Here is a 15771-nt window from a genome sequence, read left to right as displayed (position 1 = left end):
CCGGGAAATGAAGTCAAATAACCTTATAAGTGGTATAATTTAGGAACGGTTAAATAATAAAATGCGAAAGTAGTACCTGTTATTAATGCAAAACTTAAAGGATAATTACTTACATAACATTTTGTGGCCGCTATGCGGCTCAAAGCCATAAATATGGCTTGGGAGGTTAATATGGCTTCATTTGATAATCAACTGGATATTACGAGAAATATTAAAATTATTGACTGGCTGAAAAGTGAGCTTCTGACGGATGTGGCCAACTTGTTCAAGGCGCTGGTAAACGGAGTCAGGGAAGAGGTTTCGGACACCATTTCAGATACACTTGCCAATATAATTTTAATTTGTTATCTTCTTGGAAAAAGATTTGGAATTAATTATAGAGCAATTGAAACTAAGATAGAAAATAAGATAAGACTTGGCCTTGTTGAAAACCATGATGTAGAAAAATATTATGGGGATCTCTCGGAGCTTTCAAGGCATTTGAACAGCTCAAGAGGAAGAAAACAGGGGGCCTGAGTCGTGTGCTGGGCAAGAGGAGATTTTTAAATGGATAACAAAAAACTATCACGTATTTTTATTCCAAAGGCAGGTTTCTATCTTTGGGTAATTTTATTTTTGATTGTGATAATTACAATATTAAATCCATTGGTAGCTATTCCTGGATTTGTTTTATTTATTTTTCTCGTTATTTACAATTATAAATCAAACCATATCAGGAACAGAGAAATAACTAAATACATAGAAACACTCACATTTAACATCGACTGTGCCACAAAGGATACCCTGCTCAACTTTCCCATGCCTCTGGTGCTGGCTGAACTTGACGGGACAACTGTCTGGTACAATTCCTCCTTCAGGGGCATTTTTGAAGATGATAACCTTCTCCAGAAGACGGTTTCAAACCTTATTAATGAAATAAGACCCCAGCTTACAGAGGGAGACAGTATAAATATTTCCAGGGATGTCACCATAAACAACCGCTACTATTCCGTATTGGGCAATCTTGTGAAGGTTGATGACAACAACGACAAGGAGAGCGTTATTGTGATGCTCTACTTTGTAGATAATACCGAGCTTGTAAATGAAAAGCAAAAGTTCGAGGACAACAAAAATACGGTGGGCGTTATTGTTATTGACAATTACGATGATCTGATGCAGAGTCTTGAGGACTCAAAGAGGCCTCAGATGCTGGCTGAGATAGAAAAGAAGATTACCAGCTGGATAAGTCATACCGGAGGTATACTGAAGAAGTTTGAAAGAGATAAATATCTGTGCATCCATGCCTTCAAGTATTTAAAAGAATTGGAAGAGAAGAAATTTGAAATCCTTGAGACTGTAAAAGAGATCAATCTGGGGAACAAAATACCTGTGACTTTGAGTATAGGTATGGGCATAAATGCTCCCACAATTGTTGAAAATCTTCAGAATGCTTATGCCGGAATAGATATTGCGCTGGGCAGGGGCGGTGACCACGTCGTAATAAAGGACGGAGACAATTTCAGATTCTTCGGCGGCCGCAACAGGGAGCTTGAGAAGCGGACAAGGGTCAAGGCGAGAGTCATCGCTTATGCGTTGAGAGGTTTGATTGATCAGGCGCCGTCAGTACTGATAATGGGACATGAAAATGCGGATATTGACAGCCTTGGTGCTGCATTGGGCATATACAGAATAGTAAAAAGCCGCGACAAACGCGTAAATATTGTGCTGAATCATTCAAATGCAAATATTGATTCAATATTAAACAAGCTTGCAAAGGAGCCTGAATACAGCAATGTTTTTGTGGGCAGAAACGAAGCCCTGGATATTATAACAAAGAAAACCCTGCTGATAGTGGTTGATACCCACAGGCCGAGCTTTACCGAAACACCCGAGCTTCTCAGGATGACCGATCAGATAGTCATAATAGACCACCACAGACGGGGGGCCGACTTTATACAGGACGCAGTGCTTTCCTACCAGGAGACCTACGCATCCTCAACCTGCGAGCTGGTTACCGAGCTGCTGCAGTATCTCGAAGAGAAAATCAGGCTTACCAATATTGAAACAGAAGCTCTGTATGCGGGAATAGTGGTAGACACCAAAAACTTTATATTCAAAACCGGGGTCAGAACTTTTGAAGCAGCATCTTACCTGAGAAGGCAGGGAGTGGATACCGTCTCGGTCAAGCAGCTGTTCCAAAACGATTTGAAAACGTATATTACAATATCAAATATAGTAAAAGATGCCGAAGTAGTGTATGATAATATTGCGATCTCAACTTGTCCGACAAATATAAAAAACGCACAGTTGATTGCAGCACAGGCGGCAGATCAGCTTTTGAGCCTTTCGGGACTTGTTGCCGCCTTTGTTCTCAGTTATCATGAGGGAGAGGTAGTCATCAGCGGAAGATCACTTGGTGAGATCAATGTTCAGATGATCCTTGAAAAGCTGGGCGGAGGCGGGCACATGACCGTTGCAGGAGCCCAGATCGAAAATGTGTCGATCCAGGAGGCCAAGGAAAGTCTGAAAACCGCAATTTATGAATACATTGACAGTTTGAACAAAGAATAGCTGTCAACCGATTTTTGGAGGTTAAATATGAAAGTAATTTTAAAAGAAGATGTTAAGGGATTGGGCAAGAAGGAACAGATGGTGGAAGCCAGTGACGGATATGCGAGAAACTTCCTGTTTCCCAAGGGACTTGCAGTGGAAGCAACTGCTGCAAATATGAATATCATGAAGACCAGAAAGGAAGCCGAAGCCCATAAAAAAGAAAAGGAAATAGCCCAGGCTAAAGAGCTGGCTAATAAGATAAAGAACATTACAGCAACCATAAAGGTCAAGGCCGGTGAAAACGGAAAATTATTCGGATCAATCACCAGCAAGGATGTTGCCGAAACCCTGAAGACCCAGCATAAACTTGATATCGATAAGAAGAAGCTGGTCATGCCTGATGCAATAAAATCCGTTGGCACTTTTGAGGTTGAAGTCAAGCTTTATCCTGAAATAAGCTCAAAATTTACTGTAAAGATAGAAAGCCTGTAAAAACGCAAAGGAAGAATGGGGAAATGACATGGATTTAGGAGCTCTTGGCAGAATTCCTCCTCAAAGCGTAGAGGCTGAACAATCAGTTATAGGATCAATGCTGATAGACAAGGAAGTAATTCCTGTCGTAATGGAAGTTCTTAAGCCGGAGGATTTCTACAGACCAGACCACAAGGAAATATACGATGTAATTATAGAACTGTTTGACAAGGCTCAGCCCATAGATCTCATAACCGTTTCCGAACGTCTGAGGCTTCATGGCAAGCTGGACCTGGTAGGCGGGCTGGAATACCTGACAAACATTGCAACAGAAGTGCCCACAACGGCAAATGTCAAACATTATGCGAAGATTGTTGAAGAGAAGTCTCTTTTGAGAAAGCTTATAAAGGCATCCTCAGATATAGTGGAACTTGGGTTCAATGCATCTGAAGAAGTCTCCTTCATACTGGACAAGGCCGAACAGAACATATTTGATATTCTTCAGAAAAGAAGCTCTCAGGGGTTTGTTCCCATTAAGGATGTGCTTGTTGATACTTTTAACAAGCTTGAGGAATTATATAATAACAAGGGGCACATAACCGGGATTCCCACAGGCTTTGTGGATCTGGATTTTAAGACCTCGGGTTTACATAATTCGGACCTGGTTCTGATAGCGGCAAGACCTGCCATGGGAAAGACCGCCTTTGCCTTGAATCTGGCTCAAAATGCAGCAGTTCACAGCGGGATTCCCGTTGCATTATTCAGCCTGGAAATGTCCAAGGAGCAGCTGGTAAACAGAATGCTCTGCAGTGAAGCCATGGTGGACAGTAATAAGATGAAGACGGGGCAGCTTGAGGACAATGACTGGCAGAAGGTTGCCAGAGCTTTGGGACCTCTGTCCGAAGCACCGATATTCATTGATGATACGCCGGGTATTTCAATAACAGAAATCAGGGCAAAATGCAGGAGAATGAAGCTTGAGCATAATTTGGGGCTGGTAGTCATAGACTATCTGCAGCTTATGCAGGGGAGCAGATCGAGGAGTGAGAACAGGCAGCAGGAAATATCCGAAATATCCCGTTCTCTGAAGATCCTTGCAAAGGAAATAAATGTCCCGGTCATATGTCTGTCACAGCTGAGCCGTGCTGCTGAAACCAGAACGGATCACAGACCCATTCTCAGTGATTTGAGAGAATCGGGAGCAATAGAGCAGGATGCCGATATCGTTATGTTTTTATACAGGGATGACTATTATAATCCCGACACCGAAAAGAAAAACATTGCAGAGATTATTCTTGCAAAACACAGAAGCGGTTCGACCGGTACTGTGGAGCTGGTATGGCTTGGACAGTATACCAAGTTTGCCAATCTGGAGAAATTCAGGCAGTAGTCAGTGCTTGGCAATAAAGGCCGGTTTTTAGCCGGATTGAAAAAAATCTATTGCACATTCCTTAACAAGAGGATTTATATGCTGAAACAACAGGTTTTAGATACAATTAAAAAGAATGATCTTATTAAATATGGAGATGGTATCGTGGTGGGCATATCCGGAGGGTATGACTCAGTATGCCTTCTCCATATTCTGTATTCCATAGCAGAGGAGTTCTCTCTGAAACTTTATCCTGTTCATATTAATCACATGCTGCGGGGCAAGGAGGCTATGCGTGACGAGGACTTTGTTCTGGCTTTTTGCGCCCGGCTGGGCCTTGATGCGACCGCAGTCAGAACCGACGTTGCCCAAAAGGCCCGGAATGAGAAAATATCCCTGGAGGAGGCAGGCAGAAATGCCAGGTACGAAACCTTTAAACGGATAGCCGCTGAAAAATCGGCGAATAAAATAGCTGTAGCCCATTCCAGGAATGATCAGGCCGAAACTCTGCTTATGAGAATATTCCGGGGAACAGGTCCTGAGGGCCTTAAAGGGATTGAGTACAAAAGGGATAACATAATCAGGCCTCTGCTGGACGCCGACAGGGCGCAGATCGAGGAATATGTCGGGAGTAACGGCCTTAAAGCAATCACCGACAGCTCAAATCTCCACACCGATTATTTCAGAAACCGCATACGCTTAAATGTCCTGCCGGAGATAAATAGGGCCGTGGGAACCGACATTACCGAGAATTTATTGCGTTTATCAAAAATTATAGTGGCAGACGAGGATTTTTTACGATATAATTCTGAATTATACTATGAAAAAGCGGTGCTGGTTAAAAGGGAGTCTTTCATAGAGCTGGATTTGAGAGTACTGGCCCCATTACACCGGGCTGTGGGCAGCCGGGTTTTAAGGCAGGCATTTATTGATGCCAGCGGTGTTGCAACAGGGCTTGAGTATGTACATGTGGAAAAGCTGCTGCAGCTTGTGTCGGACGGACGTACAGGCGCCGGTTTGGATTTGCCGCTGGGCTGCAGGGCTGTGAAATCCTATAACTCCATAACCATACAAAAGCAGGAGGATGAAAAGACCGAAAAATTTGAGTACTGCTTAAAACTGCCCGGCCATACTGAAATTAACATATTAAATAGCAGGATTAACAGCGAAATACTGAATTTCAATAATACAGAACAGTGCAAAGCTTTTATCGGCCGGCAAAAGGGAATTTACAAAGAATTTTTCGATTTTGAAAAGATAAAAAATAAACTTGACATAAACAAGGATTTTCAACCGGTGGTAAGAAACAGACGAGATGGTGATATTTTCAAGCCGCTTAAGGCAAATGGCACAAAAAAACTGAAAGAATACTTTATTGATATAAAAATTCCTAAAAACCGGCGTGACGGTTTTCCATTAATTGCAATAAATAAGGAGATTATTTGGATTATAGGAAATAAAACAAGTGATAATTATAAAGTAACTGATAATACTAAATCTGTATTGATGATTTCTTATGAACAACTGGATTGATCAGGCTTTTATGGAAAAGGTCAACGACGTAAATGAAAAGCAGACCGTGGATTAATAACTTAATTATAGAATAGATTATTATATTATTGATGCTAAAACTTAACAAGGGGGATAAGTGGCAATGGATGTAATTGAGCGAGTTTTAATTTCGAAGGAGGAGCTCGATAGACAGGTAGAAGAGTTGGGCAGCCGTATTTCAAAGGATTATGAAGGGAAAGAACTGGTCATAATCGGAGTATTAAAGGGTGGTTTTATATTCCTTGCAGATCTTGCAAGAAAAATAACCATACCTGTAGATCTGGATTTCATATCGGTTTCCAGCTATGGAGATTCGTCAAAATCATCAGGAGTTGTAAAAATTATCAAGGATGTTGATACAAATATATCGGGAAAACATGTGTTAATAGTTGAGGATATTATTGATACAGGACTCACATTGAATCATCTTGTGGAATTGCTTAAAACAAGGGGTCCCCTCAGTGTTAAAATCTGCGCTGCGCTGGATAAGCCGTCCAGGAGGAAGGCGGAAGTGCATGTTGAATATAAGGGAATTGAAATACCTGATGAATTTGTTATAGGTTACGGTCTGGATTACGCCGGAAAATACAGAAATCTTCCGGAAGTGTGTATCCTAAAAAAGGATGTATACTCAAAAAAATAAAAAATATTGACAGGCAATTGACTTTGTTGTGTTTTATATGTGTATATGCTAATATAATAATACTGTACAAAACAGGAAAAAAGCTAATATACAATGATTATAATGTTTGAACGAAGTGGCAGATTGGTATTAAATTATATATGACAAACGTAGGTGGGGTTGGTTGAATCAGCCTATGGACTAGGTTTGATACCTTGGTTAGCATAAGGAGGGAGATATTTGAAATATTTTAAGGGTATCAGTTTTTATATTATTATTTTTATAATAATTTTAGTAATAATTACATTCTATACTGCATCTGATAATCCTCCAAAAATGGATTATTCTATGTTATTGACCCAGATGGATGCGGGAAATGTAAAAAGTATTGGGCTGCAAACTGACACAGCTACGGTAGAACTTAGGAAACCTTTGGATGAAAAAAGCAAGGTGACCAAATATGTGGTAACCGTTCCGCCTGATGTTACTTCGGCATCTGAAAGGTTCACGGATGCATACGTTGAAAAGAAAATAGAAAAATACAGTGTTACAACTCCGCCGCAGCCACCGTGGTGGGTATCCATTCTTCCGACTATCGGATTTATCGTTATAGTTATTTTAATCTGGTTCTTCTTCATACAGCAGTCCCAGGGCGGCGGAGGCGGAAACAGGGTGATGTCCTTCGGTAAAAGCCGTGCAAAAATGACTGTTGATGATAAAAAGAAGATTACTTTTGATAATGTGGCAGGAGCCGATGAAGAAAAGGAAGAACTGGCTGAAATAGTTGAATTTCTTAAAGCTCCGAAAAAGTTTGTTGAGTTGGGTGCCAGAATACCAAAGGGTGTACTTTTGGTGGGACCTCCCGGTACAGGTAAAACCTTGCTTGCAAAGGCCGTATCCGGTGAAGCGGGAGTGCCTTTCTTCAGCATAAGCGGTTCAGACTTCGTCGAAATGTTTGTGGGTGTGGGTGCTTCCCGTGTCCGTGATCTTTTTGAGCAGGCAAAGAAAAACGCACCCTGCATAGTGTTCATTGATGAAATTGACGCTGTGGGCCGACACAGAGGAGCCGGTCTGGGCGGCGGACATGATGAAAGAGAACAGACTCTTAACCAGCTGCTTGTTGAAATGGATGGTTTCGGTATTAATGAAGGAGTAATTATCCTGGCGGCCACCAACAGACCTGACATTCTGGACCCGGCCCTGCTGAGACCCGGACGTTTCGACAGAAGGGTTGTAGTAGGACTTCCCGATATAAGGGGAAGAGAGCAGATATTAAAGGTTCATTCAAGAGGAAAACCTTTGTCCGAGGATGTAAAACTTGACGATCTGGCAAGAATAACACCCGGCTTTACAGGTGCCGATCTGGAAAATCTGCTGAATGAAGCAGCTCTGCTTTCTGCCAGAGCAAATAAGAAGAAAATTGGAAATGAAGAGATAAAGGAAGCCGCCTTCAAGGTCATGATGGGCCCTGAAAAGAAGAGCCGTGTTATGAGTGAAAGAGACAAAAAGGTTACGGCTTTCCATGAGGCAGGCCATGCTATTGCCATAAAGCTTGTATCTACCAGCCAGAAGGTTGACAGAGTATCCATTATTCCTGCGGGTATGGCCGGCGGTTATACTGCAAGCAGACCTCAGGAGGATAAGAGCTACCACACCAAGTCCCAGCTGATAGAGGAAATCATAATTGCCCTGGGAGGCAGAGCTGCCGAACAGATCATACTTAATGAAGTCAGTACCGGAGCTTCCAGCGATTTGAAGAAGGTAAACCAGATTGCAAAGAACATGGTTACCAAGTACGGTATGAGTGAAAAACTGGGAAATATGATTTTCGGGAATGAAAATGACGAAGTGTTTATAGGAAGAGACCTGGCCCATTCCAGGGATTACAGCGATGAAATAGCTGCAATCATTGATAATGAAGTGAAGAGTATCATCGACAATGCGTACGAAAGGACCCTTAAACTCCTGACGGATAATATCGACAAGCTGAACAGGCTTGCAGAGATTCTTCTTGACAAGGAGAAGGTTGAAGGTGCGGAATTCGAGTCAATATTCGAAGGTTCGGTTCTGGAAGGGGCAGCTCCTGCACCTCAATTGGAAGGTTAATTAATATTTTATTTAACAGCAGAAGGGTTTGCTCAACAAAAGGGCAAGCCTTTTTGTTTAAAGAAACTTTTTTTAGATTATAACGCGTAAATTCAGCAGAAAATTTTTCGGTTGCAGAAAAATTTTCTTACATCTATGCGTTTCAACGAGGCAATGGTGTCCTAATGGACATCTATTGCCTCGTTATAATGTGGAAATGTGAAAACAAAGCTTAATATTGGGGTGGAGGTTGAATATGAAAAAGGAATTGTGGCGGAAATCCGTTCTGAAGAGGCTGATCATATCATTTATTTTAATTCTTATGCCCATATATATTCTCAGTATAATTATATACGATCTGGGTATCAGCACCTTGAGAAACGAGATTTCAAATTCCATGGTTTCGCAGCTTTCCTTTTACAAAGACAGTCTTGAGAATGATATAAACAGAGTGGGGAATCTGGAGGTTGAACTGGTCAATGACAAAGACCTGAACAGGCTGGCTGCCATCCCGGAATCAATGGACGGGATCGAACAGATGGAGAGAATACTCCGGGTTCAGCAAAGGTTGTATGCCGTTAAGAGCAGCAGTAAATATATAGGAGATATGTATGTTATGATCCCTGCACTGCAGCGGACTGTGTCCTCCACATCGGTATCGGAATTTGACAGTGATTTGTTCGAGAAAATGAAATATATGGATTCCCACCCTGAAGCCGAGCTTGATAAGAATGTTATCAAATATATGACGGTTTCATATCCCTACGCCTATATGACCAATAAGCGGGAAAAGCTTTTTATTATTGTCATAGAGATATCAAAGAGCAGAGTGATTGAAGCTTTGCAGTCAATGGTACAAAATCCTGCCGCAGGAGTTATGTTTGTAAAAAACTCAAACAAGTCAATAATTGCAGCTGATAATAATGATTTAAACCAGCAGGTGTTTAACAAAATAACCAGAAAAAATAACGCGGAGGAAATCGTTGTAAATAATAACAGGTATCTGGCGGTATCCTTGAATTCCAGCGTATTTGATTCCACACTGTGCAAATACCTTCCGGAGGATTCGGTATTTTATGCCCTGAAAAAGTACAGCAGCTGGTTTCTGCTGCTGACGGTGTCGGCTGTGGTTATTATAGTACTTTTTTCAATCTACATGTATAACTTCATCCATAAGCCTATCAGCAAGCTGGCCGCATCCTTTAAAAAGGTTGAAAAGGGAGATTTTGAGATAAATATTGAGCACAGGCACGATGATGAATTCAGATATATTTATCACCGTTTCAATGTGATGATTGAAAATCTTAAAGCTCTTGTGGACCAGGTCTACAAGCAAAAAATATTGGTTCAGAGGGCTGAAATGAAGCAGCTTCAATCTCAAATCAGGCCCCACTTCCTGTATAACAGCTTTTTTATTTTAAACACCATGGCCCGGGTAGGTGATTATGACAATCTGGAGGTATTTACTGAGCAGCTGGGTCAGTATTTTCAATTTATTACGAGAAATGCCGCCGATGAAGTTCCTATTGAAAAGGAGATCAATCATGCGAGGGTTTACTCGGAAATTCAGGCCATGCGCTTTTCAAATCAGATAAAAGTCAGGTTTGACCAGCTTCCCGATGAATTCAAGGACCTGGTTGTACCAAGACTTATTTTGCAGCCTGTCATTGAAAATGCTTTTGAGCACGGCCTGACAATGTCCAACGGGCAGGGGCTTCTGGTAATCAGCTTTGAGAATAATGAAAACCAATACAAAATAATTGTTGAAGATAACGGAAACAATCTGGATGAACAAATACTCATCTCCATGAGAAATTCCCTGGAGGAAAATTCCGAAAGTGCGGAGGTTACCGCACTGCAAAATATTCATCAGAGGTTGAAGCTCAAGTTTGGTCCCTCCAGCGGTTTGCAGCTGGAAAAAGGCGCACTTGGAGGACTAAGGGCTACAATTACAATCTTTATTGAAAAGGAGGATCAGAATGTATAGACTGCTGATAGTAGATGACGAAGCAATAATCGCAGATGGTCTTTGTGAGGTTCTGGGCAACATCAGGGAGGTTGAGCTGGATGTATACAAGGCATATTCAGGCCAGGAAGCCCTGAACTTACTCAACCGCACAAGAATTGACATAGTGCTCACCGATATCTGCATGCCGGAGATAACAGGCCTGCAGCTTTTGGAAACCATCCGCAGCAAATGGCCTGAATGCAAGGTGATATTTCTGACCGGCCACAGTGAGTTTGAATACGTTTATACTGCCATTCAAAACGATGGTGTGAGCTATATACTTAAAACCGAAGGTTATAATAAAATAATTGAAACCGTCATAAATACAGCCGGGAAAATTGAGGAGGACTTGAAGAAATCCGCCCTGGTAAAGCAGGCCCAGGAACAGATTGTAACCACAAAGAGCCTTTTGCAGACAATATATTTGAGGGGAATACTCAATAACGAATTGAGCCTGTCGGAAATCAGACAGCAGCAGTTTGACGAGCTGGAAATTCCCCTGTCTGTGAAGAAACAGGTGGTAATGCTGGCCGGAAGGATTGACGATATTCCGAAGGGGACTCCCTACTCGGTAAAATCCGAATGGTTTTTGAACATAAAGTATATTGCAGAAAAATACCTGTCTTCAAAAACACGTTTTGCATATCTGAATCATGACAATTCCACTCTTATATGGTTTATACAGCCTGCGGCAGATGAAGACGGACAGTCCGGAGAGGAAGTCTGGAATGATATGCTCACTTTTGTAAAGGGTGTTGCGGAATTAATGCAGGAATCCTTTTGGAACTCCACAGGCAAATCCATATCCTTTGTTCTCGATGATACCCATGTGGGCTGGAAGGAGCTGCGGGACAGGTATTTTACTTTAAAGATGCTCCTAAACTATAAGATAGGCAAGGGTGAAGGCCGCCTTCTTTCTGATACTACTTTGCTTGAGAAGGATTTTCAGAATTCCTCTGTAATGGGAAAAGGCGGTCTGCCAAACCGGTACAGAACCGATGACCTGGCTGAAATACTTGAAAACGGGACAAAGGAGGATTTTCTTGCATGTCTTGGCAAACTGACAGAGAAGCTCTTAAAAGCACAGAGCATGCATGATATAGTGGCCGTTGAACAATATTTTGCCATAGCATTGGTTATTCTGTCCTATATCAACAAGTGGAATCTCACCGAAAAGATTGCCTTCAAAATAAGTATATACCAGCTGATGAACCTGGAATACCATGAATCCTGGAAATATGCCGTTGAGTATCTGAAACAGCTCGGGGGCATTTTGTTTGAGATACAGGAAGGTGAAGAGGAAAAAAGAGCACAGGATGTTATCGGTATTGTTCAGAAGCATATTAATGACAATCTTCACCTGCAGGATGAAGTATCCCTTATAAGGCTTGCTGAAATAGTATATTTCAATCCGTCCTATCTCTCCCGCTTGTTTAAGCAGGTAACAGGAACAAACCTGTCGGACTATATCAGCGACTGCAGGATAAGAAAAGCAAAGAAACTGCTGGAGAGCCCTGATTTCAAGATTCATGAAATTTCCGAAGCGGTTGGTTACTTGAGTGCTACAAATTTTGCACGCTTCTTTAAAAAAGTTACTTCAATGACTCCTCAGGAGTACAGAGACTCAAAACTCATCAAGTAAAGAGATGATTTGAAAGTAAAGATATGAATATTGTTCGGTGATATTGCCGCCCTTATAATTTAATGTAGATACTGCTCTATTAAATAACATAAGCTCTACATAAAAGGAGGAGGCAATTATGATCAGCGCAAAAAAGCTGAGGCAACTACCTCTGCATATCATGGTTATACCAGGGGTCATCATAACATTAATTTATCACTATATTCCCATGCTGGGAATTATCATGGCTTTCCAGAAGTTTGTCCCTGCCAGGGGATTTTTTAAATCAAAATGGGTGGGACTTGATAATTTCCAATACATGCTGAATTTACCGAATATCAGATCGGTAATATTTAATACTGTATTCATATCACTGATGAAAATCATTGTCGGTCTTATAGTTCCTGTAGTGTTTGCATTGCTTCTCAATGAAATGAGAAGGGAACGGTACAAGCGAACCCTGCAGACAATTATCTATTTTCCCTATTTTCTATCATGGGTAATACTTGGAGGGATACTTATTGACGTACTTTCTCCTTCAAGCGGTATTGTAAACCAACTGCTCGGCCTGTTTGGAATAGATCCCATCTTCTTCCTGGGGGACGCAAAATGGTTCCCGTATACACTGGTTTTAACAAATACCTGGAAGAGTTTCGGATATGATACCATTGTTTACCTTGCAGCTCTTACAAGTATTGACATGGCCCTGTATGAAGCCGCATATGTGGATGGTGCGGGACGCTGGAAACAAACCCTGCATGTTACCATACCGGGAATACTTCCAATAGTTACACTTATGACTGTGCTTGCACTTGGAAACATATTAAATGCAGGTTTCGACCAGGTATTCAACCTCTATAGCCCGCAGGTTTACAGCACCGGAGATATTCTTGATACCCTGGTGTACAGAATAGGTCTTGTTGATGCACAGTACAGTGTGGCGACAGCTGTAGGTCTCTTTAAATCGGTAATATCATTTGTACTTATTTTAATTTCTAATAAACTGGCCAATAAGTATGCCGGATATAGAATATTCTAGGGGAGGATGGGGTAAAATGAAGAATTATTCAACTTTGGGCTCTAGAGCATTTAGTATATTTAACTATGTATTTCTTAGTCTGGTAGCTTTCGGATGTCTATTGCCGTTAATTAATGTCCTGGCAATATCATTCAGTTCCAAATCAGCGGCAGCGGCAGGTTATGTAAAGCTTTGGCCGGTTGATTTCACACTGGATTCTTACGCCTTTGCTCTTAAAAAGCAGGAATTCCTGGCAGCCTTTTTGGTTTCTCTTAAGAGAGTGGGTCTGGGTTACATTGTGAATATGGTTTTGACCATATTTATTGCCTACCCCTTAGCCAAGGAAAAATCGGAGTTTTCCGCAAGAAACATATATGCCTGGTTCTTTATTGTAACAATGCTTTTCAGCGGCGGTCTCATACCAACTTATATGGTTGTAAGGTATACCGGCCTGATGGACTCCATATGGGCTCTGATCATACCTAATGCAGTACCGGTATTTAATGTTATCCTGCTGATGAATTTCTTCAGGGGATTGCCGAAGGAAATTGAAGAAGCAGCATTTATAGATGGCTGTGACTACTGGAGGACTCTTTTTAAGATTGTATTGCCGCTTTCACTGCCTTCCATAGCTACTTTGTCACTGTTTGTATTGGTTGGGCACTGGAACGGATGGTTTGACGGTCTCATCTATATGAACTCAACATCCAAGTGGCCGCTCCAGAGCTATTTGAGATCAATCATAATAAATGCCGACACTATGATGAGTGCCAGTGATGAAATTGCAACAATGCGGAATGTATCCAACCGAACCTTCAATGCAGCACAGGTGTTCCTGGCGGCAGTTCCGGTACTTGCGGTATATCCGTTCCTGCAGAAGTACTTTATGAAAGGTCTTGTAATGGGAAGCGTTAAAGGTTAAAAGTATGTTTAGGAGGCTAATATGACTTTTTCGGGAGAGTTTCACAATAATGTATGGGGAGATATTGGAAATAATTTATATAAAAATCCGGTTCTCAATGCCGACTATTCAGACCCCGATATAATCCGGGTGGGCAGCGATTTTTACATGGTCTGCTCGGATTTTCACTACATGGGAATACCGGTGCTGCATTCAAAGGATCTGGTGAACTGGACAATCGTCGGACGGGTATATGACAGGTTGAATATTCACAGCAGATATGATGAGATGGATGGTTATGGCAAGGGAAGCTGGGCGCCTGCTCTCAGATATAATGACGGATGTTTTTATGTATACTTTTGCACACCCGATGAAGGTTTGTATATGAGCAGTGCGGAACAACCCCAGGGCCCGTGGACTCCCCTGCATGAGGTAAAGAGAGTTTCCGGCTGGGAAGACCCGTGTCCTTTCTGGGACGATGACGGCAATGCCTATCTTGGACACAGTACGGTAGGGGCGGGGCCCATCATAATCCACAGGATGAGTACTGACGGAACACAGCTTCTGGATGAAGGGGTTATTGTCTACGTTGGAAAAATAGCGGAAGGAACTAAAATATACAAACGTAATAACTATTATTACCTTGTTATTCCCGAAGGCGGAGTTGAAAAAGGCTGGCAGACTGTGCTGAGATCCGGGAACATATATGGACCCTATGAGAGGAAGGTCGTTTTGCAGACCGGCAATACAGCTGTTAACGGGCCTCATCAGGGCGGTCTGGTGGAATTGGAGTCGGGGGAAAGCTGGTTCATGCATTTCCAGAGCGCAGGTCCGTTAGGCCGTGTGTGCCATCTGCAGCCGGTGACATGGGTGGATGACTGGCCTTTGATGGGGAATGAAGGTGAGCCGGTCAGTATATATAACAAACCAAATGTAGGTAAATTCTATCCGGTGACATTGCCACAGGCCTCTGATGAGTTTGATGCTCCCGAACTTGGGCTCCAGTGGCAGTGGAATCACAATCCGGTCCGGGAGAAGTGGTCCCTGGCTCTGAGACCCGGCTGCCTGTCTTTGACTGCTATGAAAGCGGACAATATTTATCAGGCCAGAAATACACTGACACAAAAGCTGATGGGGAAATACGGGGCTATAACTGTAAAGATGGACACCAGGCATATGCAAGCCGGACAAACGGCAGGCTTATGCTATCTGGGGGGGAAAGAGGAAAACTGGGTCGGAGCTGCGGCTGGTGCCAATTCCTGCCGGATAAAAGCTGTAACCGGGGGTACCGTCTATTATGGACCTGAGATTAAAGCCGGGGAAGTCTGGTTTAAAACAATAGCGGACCTGGATGGTAAAACGGAATTCTATTTCAGTTTAAATGGACATGATTTCTATCGGCTGGGCGGGTATTGTGTGTTGAAAGAGGGCTTCTGGAAGGGCGCAAGAGTTGGCCTGTTCAGCTACAACACTGAAGCTGCGGCCGGCAGAGCCGATTTTGACTACTTCCACTATGATGTATTTAAGTAAGAGTTATCAATTTTTGTTTTAAAATTCTAATCAAAGTAAAGAGATGAATTGAAAGTAAAAATA

12 protein-coding genes are annotated in these 15771 nt (G+C 42.2%); all 12 read left to right on the top strand.

The features are described 5' to 3' along the window. Window positions 1-171 precede the first annotated feature (171 nt). The 12 genes from T344_RS0111955 (at window position 172) to T344_RS0111900 (ending at window position 15708) form a co-directional block, all read left to right on the top strand. A complete protein-coding gene (locus tag T344_RS0111955) occupies window positions 172-516 on the top strand; it encodes a MazG-like family protein (RefSeq protein ID WP_027628916.1) in 345 nt (114 codons plus the stop codon). Window positions 517-546: 30 nt separating this feature from the next. Next, window positions 547-2550 (top strand): DHH family phosphoesterase, encoded by a 2004-nt coding sequence (locus tag T344_RS0111950; RefSeq protein ID WP_027628915.1) that lies wholly within the window; start codon window positions 547-549, stop codon window positions 2548-2550. 27 nt (window positions 2551-2577) lie between these two features. Further along, entirely contained in the window at window positions 2578-3024 is a 447-nt protein-coding gene (rplI, locus tag T344_RS0111945; protein ID WP_027628914.1) for a 50S ribosomal protein L9, read from the top strand. Between the two features lie 28 nt (window positions 3025-3052). Continuing rightward, entirely contained in the window at window positions 3053-4393 is a 1341-nt protein-coding gene (dnaB, locus tag T344_RS0111940) for a replicative DNA helicase (protein WP_027628913.1), read from the top strand. 78 nt (window positions 4394-4471) lie between these two features. Next, window positions 4472-5905, top strand: coding sequence for a tRNA lysidine(34) synthetase TilS (gene tilS, locus T344_RS0111935; RefSeq protein ID WP_027628912.1), 1434 nt, complete (start codon window positions 4472-4474; stop codon window positions 5903-5905). 121 nt (window positions 5906-6026) lie between these two features. Then, window positions 6027-6566, top strand: a complete 540-nt coding sequence (hpt, locus tag T344_RS0111930) for a hypoxanthine phosphoribosyltransferase (protein WP_004625174.1) — start codon at window positions 6027-6029, stop codon at window positions 6564-6566. A gap of 219 nt (window positions 6567-6785) precedes the next feature. Further along, complete coding sequence (ftsH, locus tag T344_RS0111925) at window positions 6786-8651, top strand: ATP-dependent zinc metalloprotease FtsH (RefSeq protein ID WP_027628911.1); 1866 nt, start codon at window positions 6786-6788, stop codon at window positions 8649-8651. A 235-nt stretch (window positions 8652-8886) separates the two neighbouring features. Further along, entirely contained in the window at window positions 8887-10617 is a 1731-nt protein-coding gene (locus tag T344_RS0111920) for a sensor histidine kinase (protein ID WP_027628910.1), read from the top strand. Then, entirely contained in the window at window positions 10610-12280 is a 1671-nt protein-coding gene (locus T344_RS0111915; protein WP_027628909.1) for a response regulator transcription factor, read from the top strand. The genes T344_RS0111920 and T344_RS0111915 overlap by 8 nt, the downstream gene beginning before the upstream one ends. Window positions 12281-12398: 118 nt before the next feature. Then, complete coding sequence (locus T344_RS0111910; protein ID WP_004625205.1) at window positions 12399-13298, top strand: ABC transporter permease; 900 nt, start codon at window positions 12399-12401, stop codon at window positions 13296-13298. 16 nt (window positions 13299-13314) lie between these two features. Further along, a complete protein-coding gene (locus tag T344_RS0111905; protein WP_027628908.1) occupies window positions 13315-14199 on the top strand; it encodes a carbohydrate ABC transporter permease in 885 nt (294 codons plus the stop codon). Window positions 14200-14220: 21 nt separating this feature from the next. After that, entirely contained in the window at window positions 14221-15708 is a 1488-nt protein-coding gene (locus T344_RS0111900; protein ID WP_027628907.1) for a glycoside hydrolase family 43 protein, read from the top strand. The last annotated feature ends 63 nt before the right edge of the window (window positions 15709-15771 follow it).

Source organism: Ruminiclostridium cellobioparum DSM 1351 = ATCC 15832 (assembly GCF_000621505.1).
Taxonomy (GTDB): Bacteria; Bacillota; Clostridia; order Acetivibrionales; family DSM-1351; genus Ruminiclostridium; species Ruminiclostridium cellobioparum.
This window is presented reverse-complemented; position numbering and strand designations above follow the sequence as displayed.